This is a genomic window from Ruania suaedae (assembly GCF_021049265.1).
Taxonomy (GTDB): domain Bacteria; phylum Actinomycetota; class Actinomycetes; order Actinomycetales; family Beutenbergiaceae; genus Ruania; species Ruania suaedae.
Map to the genome: position 1 here is coordinate 2,694,166 of NZ_CP088018.1, position 20,222 is coordinate 2,714,387.

Annotated in this window: 16 protein-coding genes; 4 read left to right on the forward strand and 12 right to left on the reverse strand. The window is 70.3% G+C overall.

The window, feature by feature from the left end:
• Positions 1 to 59: 59 nt before the first annotated feature.
• A complete protein-coding gene (locus LQF12_RS12345; RefSeq protein WP_231053229.1) occupies positions 60 to 659 on the forward strand; it encodes a PH domain-containing protein in 600 nt (199 codons plus the stop codon).
• Between the two features lie 68 nt (positions 660 to 727).
• Here LQF12_RS12345 and LQF12_RS12350 read toward each other — a convergent pair whose 3' ends face one another.
• The 3 genes from LQF12_RS12350 to LQF12_RS12360 all read right to left on the reverse strand — a co-directional run bounded on the left by LQF12_RS12350 (position 728) and on the right by LQF12_RS12360 (position 5,383).
• Positions 728 to 1,774, reverse strand: coding sequence for an ABC transporter permease (locus tag LQF12_RS12350; protein WP_231053230.1), 1,047 nt, complete (start codon positions 1,772 to 1,774; stop codon positions 728 to 730).
• Entirely contained in the window at positions 1,771 to 3,309 is a 1,539-nt protein-coding gene (locus LQF12_RS12355; protein WP_231053231.1) for an ABC transporter permease, read from the reverse strand. The genes LQF12_RS12350 and LQF12_RS12355 overlap by 4 nt, the downstream gene beginning before the upstream one ends.
• A gap of 160 nt (positions 3,310 to 3,469) precedes the next feature.
• A complete protein-coding gene (locus LQF12_RS12360) occupies positions 3,470 to 5,383 on the reverse strand; it encodes an ABC transporter family substrate-binding protein (RefSeq protein ID WP_231053232.1) in 1,914 nt (637 codons plus the stop codon).
• 624 nt (positions 5,384 to 6,007) lie between these two features.
• Between LQF12_RS12360 and LQF12_RS12365 the strand changes: the two genes are divergently transcribed.
• Positions 6,008 to 8,236: an NADP-dependent isocitrate dehydrogenase gene (locus LQF12_RS12365; RefSeq protein WP_231053233.1), complete on the forward strand. Its 2,229-nt coding sequence runs from the start codon at positions 6,008 to 6,010 to the stop codon at positions 8,234 to 8,236.
• Between the two features lie 72 nt (positions 8,237 to 8,308).
• Here LQF12_RS12365 and LQF12_RS12370 read toward each other — a convergent pair whose 3' ends face one another.
• From LQF12_RS12370 to LQF12_RS12415, 9 genes are all read right to left on the reverse strand, one after another.
• On the reverse strand, positions 8,309 to 11,674 hold the full coding sequence (locus LQF12_RS12370; protein WP_354004708.1) for a polysaccharide lyase family 8 super-sandwich domain-containing protein: 3,366 nt from the start codon (positions 11,672 to 11,674) through the stop codon (positions 8,309 to 8,311).
• Positions 11,671 to 12,195, reverse strand: coding sequence for a helix-hairpin-helix domain-containing protein (locus LQF12_RS12375; RefSeq protein ID WP_231053234.1), 525 nt, complete (start codon positions 12,193 to 12,195; stop codon positions 11,671 to 11,673). Before LQF12_RS12375 ends, LQF12_RS12370 begins: the two co-directional genes overlap by 4 nt.
• Positions 12,196 to 12,220: 25 nt before the next feature.
• Complete coding sequence (locus LQF12_RS16445; RefSeq protein WP_290370693.1) at positions 12,221 to 14,596, reverse strand: AAA family ATPase; 2,376 nt, start codon at positions 14,594 to 14,596, stop codon at positions 12,221 to 12,223.
• Complete coding sequence (locus LQF12_RS12390) at positions 14,593 to 14,883, reverse strand: DUF1905 domain-containing protein (RefSeq protein ID WP_231053235.1); 291 nt, start codon at positions 14,881 to 14,883, stop codon at positions 14,593 to 14,595. The genes LQF12_RS16445 and LQF12_RS12390 overlap by 4 nt, the downstream gene beginning before the upstream one ends.
• Before the next feature lie 19 nt (positions 14,884 to 14,902).
• Positions 14,903 to 15,574 (reverse strand): class I SAM-dependent methyltransferase, encoded by a 672-nt coding sequence (locus LQF12_RS12395; RefSeq protein WP_231053236.1) that lies wholly within the window; start codon positions 15,572 to 15,574, stop codon positions 14,903 to 14,905.
• Positions 15,575 to 15,600: 26 nt separating this feature from the next.
• Complete coding sequence (locus LQF12_RS12400; protein ID WP_231053237.1) at positions 15,601 to 16,101, reverse strand: methyltransferase family protein; 501 nt, start codon at positions 16,099 to 16,101, stop codon at positions 15,601 to 15,603.
• A gap of 37 nt (positions 16,102 to 16,138) precedes the next feature.
• Positions 16,139 to 17,032: an SDR family NAD(P)-dependent oxidoreductase gene (locus LQF12_RS12405; protein ID WP_231053238.1), complete on the reverse strand. Its 894-nt coding sequence runs from the start codon at positions 17,030 to 17,032 to the stop codon at positions 16,139 to 16,141.
• Between the two features lie 56 nt (positions 17,033 to 17,088).
• A complete protein-coding gene (locus LQF12_RS12410; RefSeq protein ID WP_231053239.1) occupies positions 17,089 to 17,595 on the reverse strand; it encodes a DUF1877 family protein in 507 nt (168 codons plus the stop codon).
• Between the two features lie 87 nt (positions 17,596 to 17,682).
• The gene (locus LQF12_RS12415; RefSeq protein ID WP_231053240.1) at positions 17,683 to 18,954 is read right to left on the reverse strand and encodes a flavin monoamine oxidase family protein; all 1,272 of its coding nucleotides are present in this window, start codon (positions 18,952 to 18,954) and stop codon (positions 17,683 to 17,685) included.
• 76 nt (positions 18,955 to 19,030) lie between these two features.
• Between LQF12_RS12415 and LQF12_RS12420 the strand changes: the two genes are divergently transcribed.
• Together LQF12_RS12420 and arfB are read left to right on the forward strand one after the other, a co-directional pair.
• Positions 19,031 to 19,606, forward strand: a complete 576-nt coding sequence (locus LQF12_RS12420) for a 1-acyl-sn-glycerol-3-phosphate acyltransferase (RefSeq protein WP_231053241.1) — start codon at positions 19,031 to 19,033, stop codon at positions 19,604 to 19,606.
• Positions 19,607 to 19,661: 55 nt separating this feature from the next.
• A complete protein-coding gene (gene arfB / locus LQF12_RS12425; protein WP_435531189.1) occupies positions 19,662 to 20,051 on the forward strand; it encodes an alternative ribosome rescue aminoacyl-tRNA hydrolase ArfB in 390 nt (129 codons plus the stop codon).
• The last annotated feature ends 171 nt before the right edge of the window (positions 20,052 to 20,222 follow it).

The following is a 20,222-nucleotide window of genomic DNA, read 5'->3' on the forward strand; positions in this document are numbered from 1 at the left end:
TGGTGCTGGTCATGCCGGCCGTGTCGGCCGGCAGGACGGGCGAATGAGACCATGTGGCGATGGGAGCCACGCTCACGTTCCGGTCCCCCGTCGGGCGGCCACTGACGATCGCGATCGGCGGTGCGGGGGTGCTGCTGGTCGGGTACGCGGCGGTGGTCGACGGCCCCGTCGCGCTCTGGCAGGCGGGCCCGACGGCGGCCCTGGTCCTCGCGCTCGTCTGGGCGCTGTTCTGGGCTCCGCAGGTCCAGGTGGCCGACGGCGGCATCACCGTGGTCAACATCCTGCGCACCGCGCACGTGCCCTGGCCGGAGTTCACCGAAGCCGAGACCCGCTGGTCGCTGCAGATCAAGGCCGCCGACCTGGCCGTGACCGCCTGGGCGGTGCCCGCCAGTAGCGGCACCGGGACGCGGCTGACGGCCCGTCGTCGTCGGGCCGCTGAGGAGCCGCTGGTCGCCGGCCGCGGCGCCACCGGACCCACCGGGCACGGAGCCGAGGCCGCGGCCCTGGCGATCGCCGACCGCCACCGCGCACTGACCGAGGCCGGTCACCTCGCCGGCGCACGCCGTGGCGTGCTGCCGGCGACGATCCGCTGGAACCACCCGCAGGTCGTCCTGCTCCCGGCGACGGCGGCCCTCGCCCTGGCCTCCTGGCTCACCTGAGCGGATCGCCTCACGCGCGATCACGCGCATGTCCACGGTCCTGATCACGGCGGTGCCCACTGCGCTGATCACGGGGCGATCGCCGAGCTGCTCTGGTGCTCGCGCCGGGCGGCCCTGGCCATCGCACGCGCCGAGGGCAACCGCTTCTGGCGCGGGTCGAAGGCGTCCCGCAGGCCGTCACCGATGAAGTTGATGCACAGGGCGATGGTGATGATGAACAGGCCCGGCCACCAGAACAGCCACGGGCGGGTGCTGAACGAGCTCTGGTACTCGCTGATCATCCGGCCCAGGGAGATGGTGGGCTCCTGGATCCCGAAGCCCAGGTAGCTCAGCGCGGTCTCGAGCAGGATCGCGGCACTCATCAGCAGCGTCACGGTCACGATCACCACACCCATCGCGTTGGGCAGGATGTGCTTGAAGATGATCCGCGAGTTGCTGGCGCCGGCCACCCGCGCGGCGTCGACGAACTCGCGCTCGCGCAGCGTCAGGAACTCCCCGCGCACGAGGCGGGCCAGGGTGGTCCAGGTGATCAGACCCAGAACCAGGGCCAGCGGCACGGCGCTGGGCGATCCGACCAGCTTGCCCAGCACGGCGCCGATCACCAGCAGCGGCATGGTGATGAACAGATCGGTGATGCGCATCAGCAGCGTGTCGGTGAAGCCTCGGAAGAAGCCGGAGAGTGCGCCGACCAGCACGCCGACCGCCGTGGCGACGCCTCCGACGATCACCATGATCACCAGCGAGGTCTGCACCCCCTTCATGGTCCGGGCGAAGATGTCGCGGCCGATGGTGTCCTGCCCGAACGGGTGGTTGCCGATCGCGAACCCGGCCTCGCTCCACGGCATGGAGAGTGTGGGTGCGCCGCCCGGGTTCTCCACCGCCATGGTCTCGACCGGGTTGTACTGCCACCAGCCGCCGAGATACCAGCCGAAGACCGGGAAACCGATGGACGTCAACCCCAGCAGAGCCACCAGCAACAGCACCACGAGGGCCACGATGGCGCCGCGGTGGTGGAAGAAGCGCTCGCGGACGATCCTGCCCTGGGACTTGCCCTCGACGGCCTTCAGCTCGATGGCGTTCTCGGCCTGCTCGGCGGGTTCAGGTTGGGTACTCATGCGTTCACCCGGATCCGTGGGTCGAGGACGGCGTAGATGAGGTCGGCGACGATGTTCGCCACGATGGCGAGGGCCGCCACGATGACCAGGTAAGCCATCACCGGTTCGATGTCGTTCTCGTCGAGGTGGCGTAGGAACATCTGCCCCATCCCGGGCCGGTTGAAGATGTTCTCCGTGATGATGGCGCCCCCGATGAGCGTGATGATGTCGATGGGGACGATCGTGGCCATCGGGATGAGGGAGTTGCGGAACCCGTGCCGCATCACCACCGTGCGCTCGGTGAGGCCCTTCGCGCGGGCGGTGCGGATGTAGTCCTGGTTCATCACCTCCAGCATGCTGCCGCGGGCGTAGCGGGTGTAGCCGGCGAAGGAGAGCAGCATCAGGGAGATCGTCGGCAGCAGCAGGTGGGTGTACTGGTCCAAGGTGGTCACCCAGAAGTCACCCTCGAGGTTCGGGGTGCGATCACCGATGGTGGCGATCGGGCGCCCCCGGATGATGTTGGAGGCGGTGTAGTTGTCCCAGACCTGCATCACCCGGTCGATGAAGATGAGCGCCGCCACGGGCACCGCCGTCAGGGCACCCGTGCGGGCTGAGATCCGCCAGTCCGGGCCGCGGAAGAGCCACCCGACGGCCGCGCCGACGAGCGCAGCCACCACGGCCAGTCCCAGCACGGTCGCCCAGTTCAGCACGCCCCAGGCACCCAGGTAGTAGAACCCGAACTGCATCGGGTACCACAGCGCGATGCCCAGCACGGCGACCGTCAGCGCCGTGTAGAGGGCGCGACGGTTGCGCAGCCCGGTGGAAAGGGTGGTCACGCCGAGCGCGATCGCGAGCGAGCTGATGGTCAGCAGCACCGGGCCGATGTTCGGCTGACTCCACCAGTCGGTGAGCTGGATGTAGAGCAGCACCGCGAGCGTCACGCCGGCGGCGCCGCCGGCGACCGTGAGTCTGCGCCGCAGGCTGCCCCCGAAGGCCAGCGACCACAGCAGCCCCATGACCGCGGCGATCACGATCATCACCGGGATGGCGATCAGCGGGTCGCGCAGGAAGTCGTTGTAGCCGATGGCCCCCCACTGCTTGAGCAGCACCGCGATCCAGAAGGAGGGCAGCGAGTACAGCAGGAAGGACAGGAAGGTGATGAGGTAGTCGAAGCTGGTGTACTGACGCAGTGCGGAGATGATACCGACGGCGATCCCGAGGAAGATCGCCAGGAAGGTGGCGGCGGTGACCAGCTGGATCGTGGAGACGATCGCGGAGGCGAGGATGTCGATGACGTCTCGCCCGGTGGTCCACGCGGTGCCCATGTCTCCGGTGACGAAGGCGCCGAGCCACCACAGGTAGCGCAGCAGCACCGGCTCGTCGAGGTTGAGCAGCTCGATGCGCTGCTCGATCTGCAGTTCCTTGTTCGGGTCCGTGCTCAGCCGCAGGTTCTCCAGCGGGTCGATGGTGATGTCGACCAGCACGTACATCAGCAGCGAGGACACGAGCAGGATGCCGATGCCGATCAGCACACGGCGCACGATGAAAGTCAGCATGAAGGAACCTCGTCAGGCGGCCCGGGGTCGGCCCTGGTCCGGGGAGTCTACGCCGACTCACCGCCAGTGATGGTCGCCCGCCGGGCGTGGCGGGTGGTGCGGGCAGACCTGGGGGTGCCGGCCGGAGCCGGCACCCCCAGGTCTCACGTCAGTGACGCGATCAGGACTCGTCGTCCTCCGCTGCCTCGTCACCCGTCAGGTCCGTCTCCCACTCCCAGAAGTTCCAGAAGATGGTCGGGGAGATGGAGATCGGGTCCACACCCTGCAGGCGGGCGTTGAAGCCGTGCACGCCCGGGTGCTGGTAGATGGTCACGCCGAACCCGTCCTCGACCAGGATCGACTCGACCTCGGCCAGGATCTCGGCCTGCCGCGCCTCGTCGGTGGTGACGGCGAGCTCGTCGTACAGCTCGTCCACCCGCGGGTCGGAGAAGTCACCGAAGTTGTTCCCGCCGCCGTCCTCGAAGTTGGCACGGGACTCGCTCACCGCGGTGGAGGTGGACTGCCACCCGAACATCGAGGCGTCGTAACCGCTCGGGTCGGACAGCAGCGAACCCCAGTCGGCGCTGGACTGGTCATTGATCTCGAACAGACCATCCTGCTGCACCGACTCGGTGAGCAGGGCGAGCTGCTCCTGACGACGGACGTTGTCCGCCGCGGTCATGATGCGCACCTCGACCGGGGTCTCGACCCCGGCGTCCTCGAGGAGCTGGGCAGCGCCCTCGCGGTCGAGCTCGAGCGGGTACAGCTCGTCCATCGCGTTCGCCTCGACGACCTGGTCGTAGTTCGGCGAGCCGGGGATCTGGGTGTAGGAGGAACGGACCGACGCCTCGGGGTTGAGCGGCGAGATGATCCGATCGACGATGTCCTGACGCGGGATGAGCTTCAGGAACGCCTGGCGCACGGCCAGGGCCGTCTCCTCGTCACCGTCGTAGGTGGCCGGGTCGAACGGGCCGCCGTTGGTGAACATCAGGTCGACGTGCTCGTAGGTGCCGCCCTCGCCGGTGAGCACCTCGAAGTCGTCGCCGAGTGCTTCCAGCGCCTGCAGCGTGTCGGCACTGGCCTGCGGGGAGATGAGGTCGAGCTCACCGTTCTCCAGCGCCTGCACCTGGGCCATCGGGTCCTCGCTGTAACGCACGGTGAGGGTCTCGATCTGCGCCTGGTGGTCGCCGGCGTAGTTCTCGTTGGCCTCGAGCGTGACGTACTGGTCACGGACGAAGTCGGTCATGATGTACGCACCACTGGACAGGTACAGGGACTCGTCGTCCGGCAGGGTGTCACCGAAGGCGAAGCCGTTGTTCCAGAAGTCGGAGATCGGGGCGAGCGCCTCGGCGTCCTCGTTCGTGACGGCCTCGACCAGGGCGTCCTTGGCCTCCTGCGCGTCCTCGATCTCGAGGGCGTGCATGGCTACCACGTGCGCCGGCACACCGACACCGATGTTGGACTCCCAGTCCGCGAAAGGCTCGGAGTAGACCATGGTGATGGTCTTGCCGTCCTCGGAGATCGTCGGCGTCTCCTCGATCAGCCCGATCGTGCCGGAGGTGAAGTTGAAGAAGACGTTGTTCTCGATCTCCTCCTGCGGGACCTCGTCACCGGCGTTCTCGGAGTCCTCCGGGTACAGCCAGACGACGTTGCCCTCCTCGTCGAAGGACTGCACGAACTCGGCGGTGTTCAGGTGGCCACTCAGGGCGGCCCAGCTCAGGAGCATGTCGGCGGCGTCGACCGGCGTGCCGTCGGACCAGGAGGCCTCGTCAGCGAAGGTGTACTCGACGGTGAGCGGGTCCTCGCTGGTCACCTCGTAGGAGGCGAAGGACTCGTCCGGGACCAGGTTGAGGTCGCCGTCGTAGTAGTTCACACCCGAGTTCATCAAGTACAGGATGTTCGCGTTAGCGGTGGCGTTACCCGTCGCACTGTCAGCGTTGTACTCGTAGAAACCCTGGTTCCAGCCGACCGTGACAGCGGTTCCGGTGTCGAGGCCGTCGTCTGAGGACGAGGTGTCGGGGGTCTCGCACGCACTCAGCACGAGTGCGCTTGCTGCCAACGTGGCAGCGACGGCGGTGATGCGCCTGATCTTCACAGTTCCTCCTTTGGATGGCGGGGAGCCCCCCGCCCCGGACCGGGGTCCGGAACGACCTGGTGGGTCGGACGGGCGAACGTTCGCCATGGACACGGGAACTGTACACACGCGTCAGTGCGCGACAGCCCTCCCCTGACAATCTTGTATCCGCATCGTTACCTAACGGACACACGTCTGTCCATAGCGCCCATTTGACCCGGCCATTGCCCTCGGTCAGCCCGCCTCGCTCGCAACGCATTCCTGAGCGCGGTGCCGGGGCCGTCCCAGTCGTTGACACGTCGCGGCAGAACGTCCGCGCTGGTCAGCGAGACAACGAGGACTGGGTCTCATATGGTGAAATCCAATTCTACTGAATGAGACGGCATTTGCAGCGCGTCTTCCGTCCACCTTCCTCCCGTGATCTTCCGTGCACCGCAGCAATACGTACCTGTGCTGCACAACAACGACCACGGGCGCCGTTCTCGGCGAGGTCGACGCCCGGATTCCCCGGCGCCGCGGAACGGGTGGGCCGACCGGAGACGCTGCGTGCCGGCAAGGACGGCGGCGGCAACAGGCGCCAGGCCCCGGGGAGGCGATATCTTGATGTCGAGCAATCAGCACCGCACTCCACGACGGGACCCTTGAATGTCGACCATCATCTACACCCACACCGACGAGGCACCGCTGCTGGCGACCTACTCGTTCAAGCCGATCATCGAGGCCTACGCCGCCACCGCCGGTGTCGACGTCGAGACGCGCGACATCTCCCTCTCCGGCCGGATCATCGCCGCCTTCAACGACGTCCTGCCTGCCGAGCAGCAGATGGGTGACGCGCTGGCCGAGCTCGGCGAGCTGGCGAAGACGCCCGAGGCCAACATCATCAAGCTGCCCAACATCAGCGCCTCCGTGCCCCAGCTCAAGGCGGCGATCGCCGAGCTGCAGCAGCAGGGCTTCGACCTGCCGGACTACCCGGACGAGCCGAAGACCGAGCAGGAGAAGGACACCCGCGCGCGCTACGACAAGGTCAAGGGCAGCGCCGTGAACCCGGTGCTGCGCGAGGGCAACTCCGACCGCCGGGCACCGATGGCCGTCAAGGAGTACGTGCGCCGCAACCCCCACCGCATGGGCGAGTGGAGTGCGGACTCGAAGACGAACGTCGCGACGATGGGCGCCGACGACTTCCGCTCCAACGAGCAGTCCGTGGTGATCGAGCGCGAGGACACCCTCACCATCCGTCACGTCGCAGCCGACGGCACCGAGCGCACCCTGAAGCAGTCGGTGCCCGTGCTCGCCGGTGAGGTCGTCGACGCCACCGTGATGCGCGCCGAGGCGCTCGACGCCTTCCTCGCCGCGCAGATCCACCGCGCCAAGGACGAAGGTGTGCTGTTCTCCCTGCACCTGAAGGCCACGATGATGAAGGTCTCCGACCCGATCATCTTCGGCCACGCCGTCCGTGCCTTCCTGCCCGAGGTCTTCGCCACCCACGGCGAGCAGCTGCAGGCCGCCGGCCTGAGCCCCAACGACGGGCTCGGCGCCATCCTCTCCGGCCTCGACGCGCTCGAGGCGAGCGTGGCGCAGGAGGTGCGGGCCGCCGTCGAGCAGGGCCTGGCTGCCGGCCCCGCGCTGGCGATGGTCAACTCGCACAAGGGGATCAGCAACCTGCACGTGCCCAGCGATGTGATCGTGGACGCCTCGATGCCGGCCATGATCCGCACCTCCGGGCACATGTGGAACGCCGACGACGCCGAGCAGGACACCCTCGCGGTGATCCCTGACTCCTCCTACGCCGGCGTCTACCAGGCCGTGATCGAGGACTGCCGCGCGAACGGCGCCTTCGACCCCACCACCATGGGTTCAGTGCCCAACGTCGGCCTGATGGCGCAGAAGGCCGAGGAGTACGGCAGCCACGACAAGACCTTCGAGATCGACACCGCCGGCCGCGTGGAGGTCGTCAACGCCGCCGGCGAGGTACTGCTCAGCCACGAGGTCTCCCCCGGTGACATCTGGCGCGCCTGCCAGACCAAGGACGTGCCGATCCGCGACTGGGTCAAGCTCGCCGTCACGCGCGCCCGCGCCACCGGCGACCCGGCCGTGTTCTGGCTGGACGAGACCCGCGCGCACGATCGCAACCTCATCGCCAAGGTCAAGGAGTACCTCGGCGATCACGAGCTGGACGGTCTGCAGATCGAGATCATGTCCCCGGTCGAGGCCACCCGGTTCTCGCTCGAGCGCATCCGCCGCGGCGAGAACACCATCTCGGTGACCGGGAACGTGCTCCGCGACTACCTGACCGACCTGTTCCCGATCCTGGAGCTGGGCACCAGCGCCAAGATGCTCTCGGTGGTGCCGCTGATCAACGGCGGTGGCCTGTTCGAGACGGGCGCCGGCGGCTCCGCTCCCAAGCACGTGCAGCAGCTCGTGGCCGAGAACCACCTGCGCTGGGACAGCCTGGGCGAGTTCCTGGCCCTGGCCGAGAGCTTCGAGCACCTGGGTACCTCCACCGGCAACGCCCGGGCCAAGGCACTGGCCGACACGCTCTCGCGCGCGACGGCGACGTTCCTGAACGAGAACAAGTCCCCCAGCCGCAAGGTCGGCGAGATCGACAACCGCGGCAGCCACTTCTACCTCGCCCTGTACTGGGCGCAGGAGCTGGCCGGCCAGAGCGAGGATGCCGAGCTCGCCGCCGGGTTCGCCGAGATCGCGCAGTCGTTGCAGGACAACGAGGAGGCCATCACCGCGGAGCTGCTCGCCGTGCAGGGCGCCGCGGCCGAGATCGGTGGCTACTACCGCCCCGATGACGCCATGGCGTCCGCGGTGATGCGTCCCTCGGAGACGCTGAACCGGATCGTGGCGACGCTGGCCGACAGGGTCTGAGCAGACCGTCCCGCACGCAGACCCCCGTCGATCGCTGCGATCGACGGGGGTCTGCGCATGTTCGGAGAGCGGCTACTCCTGCTCCGGTGCCGCCTCGGTGTCGCCGGAGCAGTCCTCGGCTTCGCCGGCCACCGCACCACGGCGCCGGCCGGCCAGGACAGCTGCACCGAGGGCGGTGGCCGCCAGGGCGCCGGCTCCGAGCGGGAGCATCGAGCTACCGGTGTTCGCCAGCCCGCCACCCGAACCACCGGTGGAGCCGGTCGAGCCCGGATCGGTCGGGGTCACCGTCCCCGTGCCGGTGGTCGCTGTGGGTGTCGGCGTCGAACCGGAGCCGTCATCGGTCGGCGACGGCGACGGCTCCGGCTCATAGACGAAGGTCACCGTGATCGGCACTTCGGCAATGGTGCCGGTGGCGTTGTCCGGGATCTCCGGATCCAGGTATCCGGACAGTGCCAGCGGCTCAGCCTCGTAGGACTGCCCGATCTCACCCTCGATGATCACCGGGTCGGCGATCGGCTCGCCCTCGGTGTCCAGGTGCTCGACCGTGACGGGCTCGGCCGTGGCGAGGCTCGCGAAGACGATCCGGTGCTCACTGCCCGGAGCAATGTCAGCATCCACCGCCAATTCCAACGGGCTGGTGGCGACCACCTGTACGGAGTCGTCCGCGTTCACGAGCGTGCCGGGTGCGTCCATGTCGAAGGAGACGCTCAGGGTGCCGCCGGACTTCGTGGGTTGTGAGACCACGATCTCGGTGCGGAAGGCGCCGGCTGCGGCCCTACCTCCGGTCGCGTGCGGCGCACGCCGGTGGGCCACCGCGCAGGGCCCGCTCACCGTGTAGCCGGCGAACGTGCCCTCGGCGAAGAAGTGCCCCATCCGGGTTCCGTCGGAGGCCTCGATCAGGTGCGCGGCCGGGTCCGCCAGCAGGACCGTCACGGTCGGCTCGGCCGCTTCGGCCACGATCGTGCCGGCCTCGGCGAGGGGGAGGACCTGGTACGCGTACCAGTCATCGTCGCCGGTGTGCTCCCGCTCGATGCGGACGTAGGCGCGGCTCACCTCCTCATCGGTGCCGCCGGTGTCGGATCCGTCGTTGATGGTCTGCCAGCTGCCGGTGCGGGTCTCGGCCCGGACCTGCCAGGCGGGAACCTCCTCTGCCCCCACGGGCGCAAGCGCCACGACGCCGGCATGGTTGGCCACGTGCACGGCAGAGGCCGGCCGGGGGGACTCCTCGAGCGTGACGTCCTCGCCATCGACCTGCACGGCGGGGACCTCCCCCACGGGGAAGGACCGGTTCTCGGCGATCGTGCGCGCCCCGGTGCCGGAGCTGTCGGTGATGCCCGAGCCCACACAGACGACCCGGTCGGGCAGGTAGAACCAGGACTTGTTCGCGCGCAGATTGTCCGAGAAGTTCTGCAGGTCCATGGCCGTCGTCCCGAGCTCGCCGGCGAGCGTGAGACCACCGGCGTAGGCATTCTGCGCGCGCGGGATGCCCGTGCCGTCCCCCAGGCCGGACTCGCGCTCCTCACCGGTGACCGTGGTGCCGGGCAGCGCGTACGGATCCACGGTGGGCCAGAAGTCGGCGGAGTACTGGGCGGAGTCCTCGCGGTGGTAGAGGAACATCATCCCGTCGCCCTGGTACCAGCCGAGGTTGTTCTCGCGGTTGCCCCACTCGTAGCGGCCGATCCTGGACGAGGACGTGTTCACGACGGCGGCCCAGTCACCCCGGTGGTGGACGATCCGCTCCTGGTGGTAGGTGTTCGTCGTCCCGGTGCGCGGACCGGCGGCTGTCACGTCATCGTTCTCGGCGACGGCCAGGCTGCGCGCGGTCGCGGCGAGCGTCTGGGTGTTGGTGGCCAGCGGCTGGTCCTCGGTCCGCTCCAGCCAGCCCTTGACCATGGCCTGGTAGCGGGTGGCGTCCGCCTCCGGGGCGGAGTCGGCCAGGACGAGCACCGCCGAGGCGATCGCGAATCCGGAGTGGAAGTCCTGGCCCTGCTGGCGCGAGACGGCGCGGCCACGGGTGGTGTCCATGGTGCGTACGTCCCACTGGAAGGGGGCGAAGGTGAGGTCGATCGACTCGAACAGGTTGTTGACGTCCGGATCGGTCACCGCCCACTCGCTGCCGGCGAGCAGGGCCAGCACCTCCGCCACTCCGGTGATCGCCACACCGCCATAGGTGCCGGAGTAGGGCAGGTAGCCGTGCTGGACGAAGGAACCGTCGTCGTAGAAGCCGTCGCCGGAGGTGACCCGGCCGAACACGCTGTTCGCGCCGTCTCCGGCGACATCGGAGAGCGCGTCCCGCCCCAGGATGACGTCGTCGACATCCTCGTCGATCAGGCCGCGCATGATGCACGAGAGCGCCTTGTCCACGCGGTTCGCGCCCGTCTCCTTCAGGGTGGGGTAGTCCCGCCGGACGTTGGGATCGGGCGCGTGGAACCGGATCGCGGCGATGAGCAAGTCCACCGCCTCCGCGGGAGCGTCGTCACCCAGCAGGATCAGCGTGTCGGCCAGCTGGCGCGGGAGCCCGATCTCCCAGAACCACCAGTTGCCCGGCCGGCCTCGGTCGGCGCGGTACTGCCCGGAGAGGAACCAGAGCGCTCCCTGCAGGTCCGAGCGGAGGTCGGGATCCTGGTAGTACTCGCTCCCGGCCGACGCCCACGCGGTGGCCAGCATCGTGATCCGGTTCGCCGTCACCCCCATGTTGCCGACCTCCGCCGTGTTCGAGGCGGCGCCGATCCGCAGGTCCGGCCAGAGGCCCGTGCGCCCGGTAGTCCGGACGAAGGTGTCGACGAGCTCACTGACCTCGGCATCGATGCTCGCCCGCTTCTCGGCCAGCTCCGGATGGGTGGCGGCGACCTCACCGCCGGTGAGGAACTCCCGCCGTCGATCGACCAGTCCGTCGAAGGGCTCGGCCGCGAGCGCCGCCGAGCCGGTGCCGATCGTCCCAGCTGCAGCCAGCGCCGCTGCCGTGCCGACCAGGAAAGTCCGACGCGATGCCGTGAGATTCATTTTCATGGCTCCGTTACCTAGGTGAAAATTGCTCACTCGCACCGTAATGGAACAGCCACCGCTGGGCAAGCGCCTTCCGGACGGCCGGACGTCGAACACCCCGTCCGAGGGCAGCGGCGGATCCGGCAGCACCGCCACGGCCTCGACCTCGACGAGCTGGGCGTCGCAGCCGAGCACGGTGACGCCCATCAGTGTGGACGGGACGTCACGGTCGCCGAACGCGGCCCGGACGACGTTCCACACCCGGACCAGGTCGGCCTGGTCCGAGGAGGCCACGAGCACCCGATGGGAGACGACGTCGGTCAGATCCGCGCCGAGGTCCGCCAGGGCCTGTCGCAGGTTCGCGACGACGGCGTGAGCCTGGGCTTCGTAGTTGCCGGGCGCGATAATGAAGCCATCCGGGTCGAGCGGGCAGGCGCGCCCGCCTGCGATCAGGCCTGGGAAAGTCCCCGCTCGGTCAGCACGTCACCGAGGATCCGCACCGCCTTCGGCCCGACTCCGTGCATGGCCAGCAGCTCGGTCTCGGAGAGCGCGGCCACCTGCTCCATGGTCGTGATCCCCGCGGCGGCGAGCGCCCGGGTGGCCGGCTTGCCGATGGCGGGCAGGTCGGTCGCGGCCGTCCCCGCCACAGCGGCGTCGTACCGCTCACGCAGGTCCGGTGGGGCGCAGTGCCGCCACGCCTGGGCCACCAGGCCGTTGAGCGCCTGTCCATCCACATCCGCGAGCGGCAGGAGCACCCCGGTCACGAAGGGGCCACGACTGACCGCCTCACTCCCGGGCCGGCCGGCTACCACCTCGCGGACCACCTCGGGGGGTAGCCGCAGTTCGGCCTCGTCCTTCACGACGCGGGCGAAGGTCGTCCCGCGCACGGTGAAGGCGGGTGCTCCGTCGCCGGTCTGCTCCTCCGCCTCGGGCAGGTCCAGCGCTGCTCGACGCAGGCGAGCCGGGGTTGTCATGTCGTCGATCGTAGACACTCGCGGATCACTGCGGAACGTGCAGGCCCCGGTCGATGAGCCAGGCCAGGAAGGTCTCGGCGTCGACCACCGCCTTGTCGTACTCGCGCGCCTTACGCGCCTTCCCCGACTGGGTGCCCGCCTCGGCCGTGACCAGGACGTCCGTGCGCGTCTTGGTCACCGACGGCACGGGACGCAGACCACCCCGGATCGCGAGCGCCTCCATCTCCTCGCGGCCCAGCGGGCGCCCCGACGGCGTGAGCACCTCTCCGGTGAAGCAGACCCGAGCTCCCTCCACCAGCGCCAACCCGGGATCGGGCCGGGTACGAGCCCTCGCCTCGAAGCCCTCGGCCAAGCGCGTGCCGAGCACGGCGTCGACCGCGCCGACCCGGCGGATCAGGTCATCGGTCACCGGCACACGCGAGAGCGCTCGCTCCACCTGGGCCGCCATCGTCTCGCGCAGGGGACCGGACATCTCCGGCGTCGGGGAGGCGCCGGCGTGCGGTGCCCGCCCGAGCAGCGCGGCAGCCACCGGCACACCGGCGCGCAGCAGCTCGGTGAGGGCAGGCAGGTGCACGATCTCGGGGGTGGGCACGTCGTCCTGACTCAGCAGGTAGGCCTGGGCCACGAGGTCGGGCGAGGGCTCGCCGAAGGCGTCCCCCGCCTCGGGCGTCATCTGCATCGCCCGGAACGAGCGCAGCGCCCGGCGCGCGCGATCCAGCGCGCTCACAGCCTCGCCGCCGGCCGCCGGCGCGGGCACGTCGACGCCGAGCGGGAGCACGCACGCCGTCCCCAGGCGCTTGAGCTCAAAGTCGAGGAGCGCCACGGTCTCATCGATCCGGGGCCCGACCGGGATACATCCCTCCAGCAACGGGGCGAGGATCGCCCACGCCTCGGTGAGGGTCGGCGCGAGGGCGACGTCCGCCGTCGTGATGCCGTACTGCGCGCGTGCCTGGGCGAGGTCACGCTGCGGGTTGACCAGGGTGCTGACCGCGGTGCCGTCCTCGAAGGCCATGGCGATCTCCACCGGGCGGGGCCGGGACATCCGGCCCTCCTCCCCCACGGTGAGGATCCCGATCCCGCAGTACCGGGCGTGGGTGGCGCAGGCGCTCGCGGGCCGCAGGAAGCGGGCGATGCGGCGATCGGTGCGCAGGTCCTTGGCCAGCACCGGTCGGTGCAGCACCAGGCCCGCCATCGAGGTGCACCTGCTGAGGGCCACATAGACCTGGCCGTGGGAGAAGACGCCACCGGAGAGGTCGACCACCATGCGGTCGAGGGTCTGGCCCTGGCTCTTGTGGATGGTGATCGCCCAGGCGAGCCGGAACGGCAGCTGGGTGAAGGTGCCGATCAGTTCGTGGCGCATCGCGCCGTGCTCGATCACCGGCCGGGTGGAGTCCCAGGTGTGGTCGCTCACGCGCGCCGACTCACCGCTGGTGAAGGTCACGGTGACGGCGTACCCGTGGGCCTCGACCTCGACCGCGTCGATGCGGCCGAGGGTGCCGTTGACCCAGCGGTTGGCCGGGTCGTTCGTGAGCATCATCACCTGGGCGCCGACCTTGAACCGCAGGATCTCGTCCGCGGGCGGGTCCAGCAGCGAGAGGTCCCCGTAGCGCGCGGCGTGGCTGACATGCTCGGGGGTCTCGAGGCGGTCGAGTCGCTGACGGTTGCGCGCGGCGACCAGTCGGTTCGTCGGTGCCAGGGTGAGCCAGAACTCGTCCTCGGGGGGTTCGAAGGAGGCGTCGGTGCGGGCGTTGAGCGCGTCCAGCGCCTGCCCGACGAGGACGCCCTCGCGGATGGCGTTGAGGGTGGCGGTGAGCTGGTCGTCGCCGAGCTGACGGAACACCGTGGTCAGCGCCAGGGTCGGGAACAGGTCGGCGTCGAAGGAGTCGGCGGAGAAGAAGTAGGGCGTCTCGTACCGGGTGGCGAAGTGGTCGGCCTCTGCTGCGGTGACCACCGGAGGCAGCTGGTACAGGTCACCGACGAGCACCAGCTGGACCCCGCCGAAGGGCTCCCCCGGGCGGGGCCCGAACCTGGTCAGCGCCGCGGCGAGCATGTCGAAGGTATCGGCGCGGATCATCGAGGCCTCGTCGACCACGAGGGTGTCCAGCCCGGCGAGGGTCGCGGCGAAGCGGCCCGGCCGGTAGGAGCCCTCGCGCACGTCGGCCAGCGAGGTGGTGGGCGTGAGCCCGAGCAGTCGGTGGATGGTGTAGCCGCGTACGTTCAGTGCGGCGATCCCGGTGGGGGCCGCCACCACCACCCGCCGCGCGGTGGTGCCCAGGAAGTGGCGGACCAGGGTGGACTTCCCGGTGCCGGCCTTACCGGTGAGGAAGAGGTTCTGCCCGCCCTCGAGCATCTCCAGGGCGCGGGTGAACTCCTCGGTGAGGACGAGCCCGGACCGGCTCACCGCTCGTACCGGAGCGCGAGCGAGACGGCCACCACATCACCCTCGCCGACGCCCTCGGCTCGCTGGACCGCCACCTTCACCGGGAGCAGGTAGCGGCCTTGCCTCGGGAACAGCGCCGTGGTGAAGGTGGTCGCGCCGATGGTCGCCTCGACGGCCACCTGCCCCCAGTACTCCAGGCCCTGGGCGGCGGCCTTGATGTCCGCGGAGAGGTCGGGGTCGATATCGACGAACAGGAACGGGGCCGGGCCACGCCATGCGATGATCTCGCCCTCGAAGTCCCAGTCCATGGAGGCCGATTCTAGGACCTCAGCGCGCTCCGGCTCCCGGCGCCCGGAGCACGAGCACGGAGTCCTCGATGTCGATCTTCCGGCCCTCGCGCACCACCGAGCGGGGGCGCTGCTCGGCGACGAGGACCTCGAACCCGTCCGGGACGGCGGGCAGCAGATCGGCGGCGAGGAACATCGCCTTCGCGTGGGCCTCGCTCTGCGGCATGTGCGTGCCCGTCGGCGCGTGCCCCACCACGAGCAGGTGCCCACCGGCGGCCACGGCGCCGGCCAGGCGCCCCACGACGGCGACCATTCCGCCGTCGGGTGGGTGCAGGTAGTGGGTGGTCACCAGATCGAACTGAGCGCCGGTGGCCTCGAACGTGCGGGCGTCCGTCTGCCAGAAGTCCACGCGCTCGGCCACCCCTGCGTCCTCCGCGTGCTGAGCCGCGCGAGCCAGGCCGTTGGCGGAGAAGTCCGCACCGGTGACCTGCCAGCCCTGCTGGGCGAGCCAGATGACATCGCCGCCCTCCCCGCACCCGACATCGAGCGCCGTACCGGGGGCCAGGCCGGCGGCGACGTCCACGAGCTGCGGGTTCGCGCTGCCGCTCCAGTGTGAGCCGTGACCGGCATAGCGCTCCTCCCAGGCCGGCGGCTCGAAGTAGGAGTCGATGTCGGTGGACTCGTGCTGGGCGTGCTGGGACGAGGAGGTCATACCGACATCCTGGTTCTCGGAGACGTTCATGGCAACCAGCTTTGCCGTTTCGGCAACAACTTCAGCCAGCGCGGCACCTCGGCGCAGTAGACCCGGTAGGCGGACCCGAACTGCTTCTCCAACGCCCGCTCCTCGGTGCGGATCTGCGTCCGGTCGATCACCAGGACGAAGAGTGCGAGCGGGATCGTCGCCGGCCACGAGCCGCGGCGGAGCGCGTGAGCCACCAGCAGGCCGGCCATGCCCAGGTACATCGGGTTGCGCGTGAGCGCGTTCGGGCCGGAGGTGACCAGGGTGCTGGTGGCCGCGGGGTCCAGCGGGCTGATCGTGGTGCGGTGGGAGCGGAAGTTCAGGGCCGCCGTCATCGGTAGCGCGATCGAGCCCAGGGCGAGGACCGCCGACGCCACCCGCCGCGGCCGTGACGGCGACGCCGGCCGGCGCGAGAGCAGCCGCTGCAGCCCGGCCGCGGCGGCAAGGATGACGGGCGGAGGCAGGTGCGGGCCGGACGGGCGGCGGTCCTGGGATGTCATGGGCCGACTGTAGGCATCCCCCGCCCGGCCGGCAGTCTCAGTTCAGATCGGTTCCGGTCTCGCGCACGCCCAGCGCCCACACCGCCTCGGCGGCCTCGTCGTCGAGCGCGAGCGCCGTCGGGCGCTCCACCTGCGGCCGGCCGCGCATGGCGCGGAAGCCGTCCGGGCCCAGATACGTCACCGGGGCGTGGCCGGTGACGGCGGCGGCCAGGACCGGCCGGGCGCCGTCGGCGGCGGATTGGGCGAAGAGCGAGCAGACGGCACTGACCGCCCGGTCGAGCAGGGGGACGCCGGTGGCGTTCTGCAGATTGGTGAAGGCCCAGCCGGGGTGGGCGAGCTGGACGACGGCGTCACTGCCTGCGGCCTGCAGCCGCGGCTGCAGCGCCCGGCCCCAGAGCATGTCGCACAGCTTCGACTGCGCATAGGCGGCGGCGATCGTCCAGCGGCGGTGGCGGAAGTGCGGGTCGGCGCCGTCGAGGTGGCCGGAGCGGTGGGCATTCGAGGCCACCACGACGATGCGCTCACGCGCCCGGGGCGCGAGCAGGTTGGTGAGGGCGAACGGGCCGAGGAAGTTGGTGGCCAGCATGAGCTCGAAACCCTCAGCGCTCTCCCGGCGCCGTGAGGTGACGGCGCCGGCGTTGTTCACCAGCACGTCGATCGGCTCATCGATGGTGTCGGCGAAGGCATGGACCGAGCGGAGGTCGGCCAGATCGAGGCGCCCCCCGACCGCGTCCGCCCCGGATTCGCGGAGCTCGGCCAGCAACTCCTCCCCGCGGCCGGCGTGCCGGGCGGGAACGATGACTCGCGCACCGGCGCGGGCCGCGGCCCGGGCGACCTCACGCCCGACGCCGTTGGTGGCGCCGGTGATCAGCCAGGTCCGGCCGCTCTGGTGGCCGGCGCCGGGTCGATCGGGGGCAGCATCGGTAGCCATGCTGCGACTGTAACCACGCCTGGGCCAGGGCGTGGGCCCGCGCGCGTGTGCTCCGGCTAACCGATCTGATACACCATGCCCCGGTGCTCCGCGGCAAGGTCGGTGACGAAACGCTGAGCGCGGCGAAGGTACTCGCGGGCGTACTCGAGATCTCCGGCTCGTCGCAGTCCTGGTGCGATCCGATCGACGCAGGCGCTCACCTGGGACTCGTCGATGCCGGCCAGGTCTCGAGCGATGGCCGGGATCTCCTCGGGCGAGAGTGTCCGGATCCACGGGTCCCACCCCTCGGCGTGCATCCTCACCTCGCCCTCGAACATCCGGTGCGCCGGCCTGGCCGCTCCGTCTGGCGCGGTGAGGCTCTGCAGCAGCGGCCAGGCCTTGTCGAGGTAGAGCATGTCTCGCGGAGGAACTCGCGGCTGCCCGGTGACCGGGCTCTCCGCGGCGCCCGGCACCAGCCCCCAGGCGTCGGCGAGGGGGTCATCGGAGAGAATGCACAGAGGGTCTGCGAATGCCCGCTCGGTCATGTCGTCGTCGAATGCGTAGGCGTAGTACCTGATTCCCATGGGGCAACGATGTCGCGATCGCCCTCCGGAGGCGGAGCGGCACCTCGCCCCTGTGGACAGCCCTGCATCGGGAGCGCACGTCACGACTCATCGCGACGGTCGACGCGGCCCGCCCAGCACGCCGGCGAGCGCCACGGCCGCCCGGTTCCCCGAGACCAGCGCGCCCTGGATCGACCCGGTGTCGCGGTGGTCGCCGGCCACGAACAGCCGCTCGCCGATGCGCTGGGGGCGGCGGGCCACCAGCGGCGGCGGCAGTTCCGGCAGCGTGTGCGGCACGACATGGTGGGCAACGACGTCCCAGCTCCGGGTGGAGGTCCGGTAGAGGCGCGCGAGATCGGCCCGGACCGCGGCCTCGTCCGCCTGCCCGTCGGGCCGGTCCAGCAGCGTGGTGGCCTCGATCAGGTGCTGACCCGCCGGCGCGTAGGACGGTGCGGCGTTGCTGATGACGGCGGTGTGCCAGATCGGTCCGGCGGGGCCGCCTCCGCGGCGTGAGGCGTCGAGCATCAGGAACGAGCTGTCCGTGGGCACCTCGGAGGTGCGCCACCACCAGGTCGTCAGCCCGTGCGTCGTCGGAGTGGGTTTGTCAACGAGCGCCAGGTCCTGCGGGCCGACCGCGACGATGGCTGCCCGGGCACGCAGCCAGCCCGAATCGGTGGTGACCTCCACGCCGTCGGCACTCTCACGGACCTGGCGCACCGGGTCGGCGAGGCGGACCGGGGAGCGCAGGGCGGCGGCCAGCTGCTCCGGGAGGGCCTGCATCCCCTCCCGCGGCAGGCCGGGGGTGGCGAGAGCGAACGAGCGCATCAGCAGCTTGACGTAGTTCGCCGACGCCCCGCCGCTGGAGTCGGCGAGGACGCCGGCGAGGAAGGTGTCCAGCACGTCCCGGCGCAACCGCCCCGTCAGTCCGGCCCGGTCGAAGGAGGCGGTCAGGGTCTCGTCCTGGGCGGCACGGGAGGCGGTGGTGGCGCGCAGGAGGGTCGGGCCGAGCCATCGGGTCAGGGCGGCGAGGTCCCCGAGCGGCAGGTGCGGGCTACGCAGCGTCTCCAGCGCGTGTTGGGGGTGGCGCATCGGGTGCGCCAGCGTGGTCGTGTTCTCGCCGTCGCGGACCACGACGCCGGTACCGAATCGCTGCAGGCCCAGCGCCGCCGTGTCGATCCACCGGCGCACCGCGGGGTAGGCAGGGTTGAGCAGCTGGAAGCCGTGGTCACAGCGGAAGCCGTCGATCACGTCGGTGCGCACCCTCCCGCCGACGGCGTCACCCGCCTCGAGCACGGTGACGGCGAGCCCTTCGCGTTGCAGACTGCGGGCGGCCTGCAGACCCGCGAGACCTGCTCCGACGACGATGACGTCGGCGTCCATGCGTCTCCCTCCGCTGGCGGCCCGGTCAGTCTACGGCGGCAGGGAGCCGGGAGGCGGGGTGCCCTACAGTGGTGGCGTGCTCCGGCGACTGCTTGCCCGCGTCTTCTGGTTGCTCAGCCGATGGCGGCTGGACTCCCTGCCCAGGCCCGATCGGCCGAGTCTGCTGATCGGTGCGCCGCACACCTCCAACTGGGACTTCGCGTTCATGCTCGCGATCGCCTGGCGGCTGGGCATCCCGATCCGATGGCTGGGCAAGGCAAGCCTGTTCCGCGGGTGGAAAGGGCCGATCATGCGGGCGCTCGGCGGGATTCCGGTGGACCGTTCCGACCCGAGCCGGGTGGTGGCCGAGGTGGTGCAGCGCCTCACCTCGGGCGAGGTGTTCAGTCTCGTCGTCACGCCCGACGGCACCCGCAAGGGGCAGACCCATTGGAAGTCGGGCTTCTACCGGATCGCCCGCGAGACCGGCATGCCGGTCACCCTCGGTTTCATGGATCGCACCACGATGACCTCAGGCCTCGGCGAGACGTTCCACCTCACCGGTGACGTCTCCGCCGATATGGACCGCATCCGTGCCTTCTACGCCGACAAGTCGGGCTTCCACCCGCAGCATCGCGTGGAGCCGCGGCTGCGGGAGGAGAGCCAGGAGTACTGAGGAAGTGAACGGTCTGCGCTGTCCCCCGGGGCCCGGGGCACCGGATGGGCTGACGGTGCCGGAGGCAGAAGTGGTCGAGCAGTTCTCCCGGTCCTCCGGTCCGGGCGGCCAGGGCGTGAACACGACTGATTCGCGGGTTCAGCTCAGCGTGGACCTCTCGACCACGAGCGCCCTGGACGAGACGCAGCGCGCGCGGGTGCTGGCGCATCTGGCGCCTCGGCTGACCGGGACGGTGCTGACGATCGACGCCTCCGAGTACCGGTCACAGCACCGCAACCGCGCCGCCGCCCGGGAGCGGCTGGCGGCGGTGCTGCGCGAGGCGGTGACGCCACCGGTGGTACGCCGGCCCACCCGACGCACGCGTGGTTCCCAGCGCCGTCGGCTGGAGGCGAAGCGGCAGCGCGGGCAGACCAAGCAGACCCGGCGCCGGCCCGGGATGGAGTAGACCGCGCCCTCCGTGACCGGCGCGACACGGCTGGGGGGACTCCGCGGCGCCATGGCCCCGCACTCCACGTATCCGTGTCGATCCGGTCAGCGGGTCGGCTGCTCGCGCTCGATAGGCGGCCGGCCCCGACTATTCCGGTCCGGATCGATCGGGCACAGCTCCTGGTGCCAG

Bases quoted from the DNA above. Each gene is read 5' to 3' on its own strand.
- LQF12_RS12345 (WP_231053229.1), top strand. From the start codon at position 60: ATGGGAGCCACGCTCACGTTCCGGTCCCCCGTCGGGCGGCCACTGACG.
- LQF12_RS12350 (WP_231053230.1), bottom strand. From the start codon at position 1,774: ATGAGTACCCAACCTGAACCCGCCGAGCAGGCCGAGAACGCCATCGAG.
- LQF12_RS12355 (WP_231053231.1), bottom strand. From the start codon at position 3,309: ATGCTGACTTTCATCGTGCGCCGTGTGCTGATCGGCATCGGCATCCTG.
- LQF12_RS12365 (WP_231053233.1), top strand. From the start codon at position 6,008: ATGTCGACCATCATCTACACCCACACCGACGAGGCACCGCTGCTGGCG.
- LQF12_RS12375 (WP_231053234.1), bottom strand. From the start codon at position 12,195: ATGACAACCCCGGCTCGCCTGCGTCGAGCAGCGCTGGACCTGCCCGAG.
- LQF12_RS12390 (WP_231053235.1), bottom strand. From the start codon at position 14,883: ATGGACTGGGACTTCGAGGGCGAGATCATCGCATGGCGTGGCCCGGCC.
- LQF12_RS12395 (WP_231053236.1), bottom strand. From the start codon at position 15,574: ATGACCTCCTCGTCCCAGCACGCCCAGCACGAGTCCACCGACATCGAC.
- LQF12_RS12400 (WP_231053237.1), bottom strand. From the start codon at position 16,101: ATGACATCCCAGGACCGCCGCCCGTCCGGCCCGCACCTGCCTCCGCCC.
- LQF12_RS12405 (WP_231053238.1), bottom strand. From the start codon at position 17,032: ATGGCTACCGATGCTGCCCCCGATCGACCCGGCGCCGGCCACCAGAGC.
- LQF12_RS12410 (WP_231053239.1), bottom strand. From the start codon at position 17,595: ATGGGAATCAGGTACTACGCCTACGCATTCGACGACGACATGACCGAG.
- LQF12_RS12415 (WP_231053240.1), bottom strand. From the start codon at position 18,954: ATGGACGCCGACGTCATCGTCGTCGGAGCAGGTCTCGCGGGTCTGCAG.